Below are 4,674 nucleotides of genomic sequence, written 5' to 3' on the forward strand. Positions count from 1 at the left end.
GAAGCAGTGATGGGAAAAGCATCGCTCCCCGTGCGGGAGCGCGGATTGAAACATGGCCGATGTCCGGTTAATACGGTCCGGTTGGATCGCTCCCCGTGCGGGAGCGCGGATTGAAACTCTGAGCGCCCGCTCAGTAGTGATCCCGTGCAAATCGCTCCCCGTGCGGGAGCGCGGATTGAAACCCAGGGGCAGAACCACCAATCTGGCAGAACCCAGATCGCTCCCCGTGCGGGAGCGCGGATTGAAACATGCTCAAGGTGTCTGGCTGATTCCGATACAGCACATCGCTCCCCGTGCGGGAGCGCGGATTGAAACTCTCTAATCTGCAAATTGGCCTATATTTGTCCGCATCGCTCCCCGTGCGGGAGCGCGGATTGAAACCCTCCTCACCGACGGAAAAATCCACAGAACCCCATCGCTCCCCGTGCGGGAGCGCGGATTGAAACAAAGAAATCAACCCATGCTAATCCGCCATTGCCAATCGCTCCCCGTGCGGGAGCGCGGATTGAAACTGTTATCCAGGCAAACATGAGAACACGAGCCCCGATCGCTCCCCGTGCGGGAGCGCGGATTGAAACCCGGTAACGTAACCGATTTTTAGTGTTATGCTGTATCGCTCCCCGTGCGGGAGCGCGGATTGAAACGGGAGCATTGTACGTTTGTAATAGACTCGCCGAAATCGCTCCCCGTGCCGAAAATCGGATTAAAACTCCGCCATGACGTTTGGTACCGGGCAATTTCAGTATCGCTCCTCGCTCGAGAGCACAATTACAACCCAGTTTGTTCACTTACCAGGGCAGAAGTCAGTACTGTCATCCCTCCCTATTAGCCGGCTGAATCGAAATTCCGAGCCACTATCGTATTAAACCAACGCCAAGCCATAGCCTCGAAGCGTAACTACTCGACAACTCAACGTTGACATAAGGCACACGCAGTCATACCATATTGCTATGGCATTCTACTGGAATGGGGATAAGAACAATCAACTCAAAAACGAGAGGGGTATTTCGTTTGAGCGGATTGTTGTCGCCATAGAAGAGGGTAATTTGGTTGATGTATTTGAACATCCGAACAAAGAACGATATCAAAACCAGTTGATCCTGATCGTCGATATTGATGGCTATGCGGTGTGTGTGCCATGCGCACGGGAAGAGAATGGAGATTACTTCTTGAAGACCTTATTTCCAAGCAGAAAATACACCAAGGCATACAATCTTGGAGGGAGCAAAGGATGAATGAGAAAAAAGAAAAAGAACTAATGAATTCCCTTGAGGCTGGGGAATGGCAACCAGCAACTAATTTCAAGAATATAAAGCAGGAACTAGAGAATGCAGCAAAAAAGACTGCCGTTAAAGACCATAGAATAAACATACGCATATCAAAACGTGATGTAGAGGCACTAAAAGCAAAAGCCATGGAAGAAGGAATACCCTATCAAACCCTGGTAACCAGTATCTTGCATAAATATGTCACGGGTAACCTGAAGGAAGTAGGCGGATGATAGTGTGTAAAATGTTGTAACATCGCCCACGGGCGTCACTCCCCATGAAGCCCCACCCGGCATCCCCCTACCCCTGCATTATTCAAACCCTCGAAACCCACCCCACCACCCCTGCCCCATACCAACGACCGACCTGCAGGCCATCCTCCCGCCCCATTCCAGGGCCCGAAATGAGGGCTAACCACACCCCCCCGAAAACTAACCCTGGTTGCCCAGCCAATTATTTCTTATAGTATTGGTATGATTACCAAATTGGATTTACGGAATTTCTACATTGCGCCGGATGCGCCGTGGAAGCTGCGGTGGGACGGGGCGGTGTTGGCCGGGGCGGTGTTGGCCACCGTGTTGGCGCCTCTGAATCTGGCATTTGATTTTTCAGACTCGGTGTTTTTTCTTTTGGTGGACATTGGAATCACCCTGCTGTTTATTGCTGATATAATCATTCTGTTCCATACCGCGTATGTGGATAAGAGGCGGCTTGTTACCGACAAGAAGTGCATACGGATGCGGTACCTGAAGGGCTGGTTTTGGCTGGACCTCTTTGCCGCCGTGCCCTTCTTTCTCTTTGCCGGGCCGGCCTATCTGACCATTAACCGGGTGGCGCGGTTTGCCCGGATTACCCGGATTCTTAAGCTGATTTCCGGGGCACGGGTAATCGGGAGGCTGAAGAAGACGAAGATTAATCCCAACGTTATGCGCCTGGCGTTGATGATTTTCTGGCTGCTTCTGGCTGCCCATATCATCGCCACGGGTATGATCCTGGTGGGGGGGGTGCCGGCGGATCTGCCCGACGGGATGCGGTACCTTCAGGCCTTTTATTGGACGGTCACGACCCTGGCTACCGTGGGGTACGGCGATATTACCCCGGACCGGAATAATCCCTTGCAGCTGCTGTTTACCATCATTACCCAGTTCATCGGGGTGGGTATGTACGGGTTCATAATTGGTAACATTTCGACGGTCATCGCCAACATCGACATCGCCAAGTCCCAGTACCGGGAAAAGATGGAGCGGATCAATACCTTCCTGAAGTACCGGAATATTCCCCACGACCTGACCAAGCGGATCAACGACTATTACGACTATCTATGGGAGAGCCGCCGGGGCTACGATGAATCCTCGGTGGTAGATGAGCTGCCCTTCAGTCTGAAGATCCAGGTAAGCCAGGAGCTGCACCGGGACATCATCACCAAGGTGCCCCTCTTTAAGGGGGCGAATCATAGCTTTATCCGGGACATTATCCTGAACCTGCGGCCCGTGGTGTACACCCCCGGGGATTACATCGTCCGCAAGGGCGAGCTGGGTGAGGAGATGTACTTCATCAGCCGGGGGGCGGTGGATGTGGTTTCCGAGGACGAGTCGGTAATCTATGCTACCCTGCAGGAGGGAGCCTTTTTCGGGGAGATTGCCCTGCTCTTGAGCAGCCCCCGGAACGCCACCATCAAGGCCCGGGAGTACTGCGACCTCTACTCCCTGGATAAGCGGACCTTCGAAAAGATTCTGGAAAAATATCCCGACTTCGCCAAAGAGGTGGCCAAAATGGCCGAGCAGCGCCGGAAGGAAACCGAGGCTGCGGCCAAAAAGAAAAAGTCTTAGGAGCCGATTGTTAGGCTCCGTTTTAAATAACCTCTTAGGGTGATTCGAATGCCCCAGAAAGGACTATGCCCCATGATTTCAACTACCACGACTATCAGCACCCTGAACCCCTCGGGCCCCCTGCCCGGGAATGTGGCCCTGCTCTTCCACGGCCTGGGCAGCTCCAAGGATGAATGGCTCGAGCCCGGAGGTTACACCCACGGCGGCCTGGTGACCCGGGGGCTTTCCGAACTGGGCATTCCCTGGATCGCCGCCGACCAGTACGGCCACGGGGGGTTTGCAGCCCGGCAGTCCGACTTCGACCCCGAGGATATCAGCGATGAGCTGTGGCCGGACTTCCTGGGAGAGTCGGCCCGGGTCTACGTCAGGATGCTCCGTGAGCTTGGAGTGGCAGTCGAATCACCCCAAAACCCGGAAAACCCAACCCCCGGAGCCCGGAAGCAGCAACCCCGGATCCACCTGATCTCCTATTCCGGGGGAATCCAGGTTGCCTGCGAGGTGATCCGCCAAGCCCCGGGGCTGGAGGTGGCAAGTATCTGCGCTGCGGTTCCGCCCCCGGACAAGGATGCGGACGATGAATATTCTCTCCATAATAATAGAGAGGTGTTCACCCGGCGCCCGAGCCTGCTGATTTTCGCCGATCAGGATGAGCACATCTCCGCCGAGGAGGCCCGGTGGTTCGCCGGCCAGGTAGCATGTCCCGCGACCAAGGTTATCGAACTACCCGGTGGCCATAGCCTGCCGGAATCCTGGGCCCAGGAATTTCTGAAGTGGTTTAGGCAGCACCTCTAACCGAAAAATTTGATTTTTTTGCCCTCCCTCCTATACTTGGTTTATTACCAGAAACCAAAACCCAGGAGGAGATTTCATGTTTCTACCAAAACTCACCAAACCATGGCTGTGGGGCCTTGCTTGTGCAGCCCTGCTCTTGTCCGGTTGTGTCAGCTTCGGCCTGACCCAGATCGATGAGGAGCTGCCGAAGACATTCGAGCCCACCATTCACTATGTGAATACCCTGTTGTCCGCTGATTTTGTTGCCATGGCCCCGGTATCCAAAACCGCCATCGGGCCGAACAGCGATATGGCCCCCGCGTTAGCCTTGAGCCTGCAAAATGCCTTTGGTACCTATTCGCCCTTCATGAACCCCGTGGTGGAGAAGTCCGAGGGAGCTGTGATTCAGGATGATGAATACTATATGATCTTCCTGCTGCAGAAGCTGGTCAGCGAACACGGCAGCTACGATATTTCATACGCCATCCAGGCCATGGCCTATGTTCTGAACGGCAAGGGCGATATTTTCTTGGCCGAGCCCTACCTGGTTCTTGGTTCAAGCGCCCTCCATATTCAGGATGCCCAGGATAAGGCCGTAAAGCTCTTCCTGGATGAGGTCTATGCCGACTTCAGTGCCATAGATTTTTCATCTCCCTTGGAGTTATCCGAGGAACGCACTGCTAATATCCGGACCATGCTTACAGACTGGTACTAGCCGGTGTCCTGCCCCGGGGTTGCACTTCGGTCCCCGGGGTTGCACTTCGGTCCCCGGGGTTGCACTTCGGTCCCCGGGGTTGCACTTCGGT

Annotated in this window: 5 protein-coding genes and 1 CRISPR repeat array; all 5 genes read left to right on the forward strand. The window is 54.5% G+C overall.

The features are described 5' to 3' along the window. Positions 1-20 precede the first annotated feature (20 nt). Positions 21-710: direct repeats of the CRISPR family, unit length 32 nt; unit sequence ATCGCTCCCCGTGCGGGAGCGCGGATTGAAAC. 240 nt (positions 711-950) lie between these two features. Then, positions 951-1,235, forward strand: coding sequence for a BrnT family toxin (locus tag DC28_RS07425; protein ID WP_037547378.1), 285 nt, complete (start codon positions 951-953; stop codon positions 1,233-1,235). Further along, the gene (locus DC28_RS07430; protein WP_037547379.1) at positions 1,232-1,501 is read left to right on the forward strand and encodes a CopG family antitoxin; all 270 of its coding nucleotides are present in this window, start codon (positions 1,232-1,234) and stop codon (positions 1,499-1,501) included. The genes DC28_RS07425 and DC28_RS07430 overlap by 4 nt, the downstream gene beginning before the upstream one ends. A 240-nt stretch (positions 1,502-1,741) precedes the next feature. Next, complete coding sequence (locus tag DC28_RS07435; protein WP_052078598.1) at positions 1,742-3,097, forward strand: ion transporter; 1,356 nt, start codon at positions 1,742-1,744, stop codon at positions 3,095-3,097. Between the two features lie 72 nt (positions 3,098-3,169). Beyond that, positions 3,170-3,889 carry an alpha/beta fold hydrolase gene (locus DC28_RS07440; protein WP_156104619.1) on the forward strand — a complete coding sequence of 240 codons (720 nt, stop codon included), beginning with the start codon at positions 3,170-3,172 and terminating at the stop codon, positions 3,887-3,889. Between the two features lie 76 nt (positions 3,890-3,965). Next, entirely contained in the window at positions 3,966-4,583 is a 618-nt protein-coding gene (locus DC28_RS07445; RefSeq protein WP_037547383.1) for a hypothetical protein, read from the forward strand. Positions 4,584-4,674 lie beyond the last annotated feature (91 nt).

The sequence above is a fragment of the Spirochaeta lutea genome (genome assembly GCF_000758165.1).
In the GTDB taxonomy this organism is placed as follows: Bacteria; Spirochaetota; Spirochaetia; order DSM-27196; family Salinispiraceae; genus Spirochaeta_D; species Spirochaeta_D lutea.

What these genes read in the sequence shown, in the direction of transcription:
- DC28_RS07435 (WP_052078598.1), top strand. Translation starts at nt 1,742, where the DNA reads ATGATTACCAAATTGGATTTACGGAATTTCTACATTGCGCCGGATGCG.
- DC28_RS07445 (WP_037547383.1), top strand. Translation starts at nt 3,966, where the DNA reads ATGTTTCTACCAAAACTCACCAAACCATGGCTGTGGGGCCTTGCTTGT.
- DC28_RS07440 (WP_156104619.1), top strand. Translation starts at nt 3,170, where the DNA reads ATGATTTCAACTACCACGACTATCAGCACCCTGAACCCCTCGGGCCCC.
- DC28_RS07425 (WP_037547378.1), top strand. Translation starts at nt 951, where the DNA reads ATGGCATTCTACTGGAATGGGGATAAGAACAATCAACTCAAAAACGAG.
- DC28_RS07430 (WP_037547379.1), top strand. Translation starts at nt 1,232, where the DNA reads ATGAATGAGAAAAAAGAAAAAGAACTAATGAATTCCCTTGAGGCTGGG.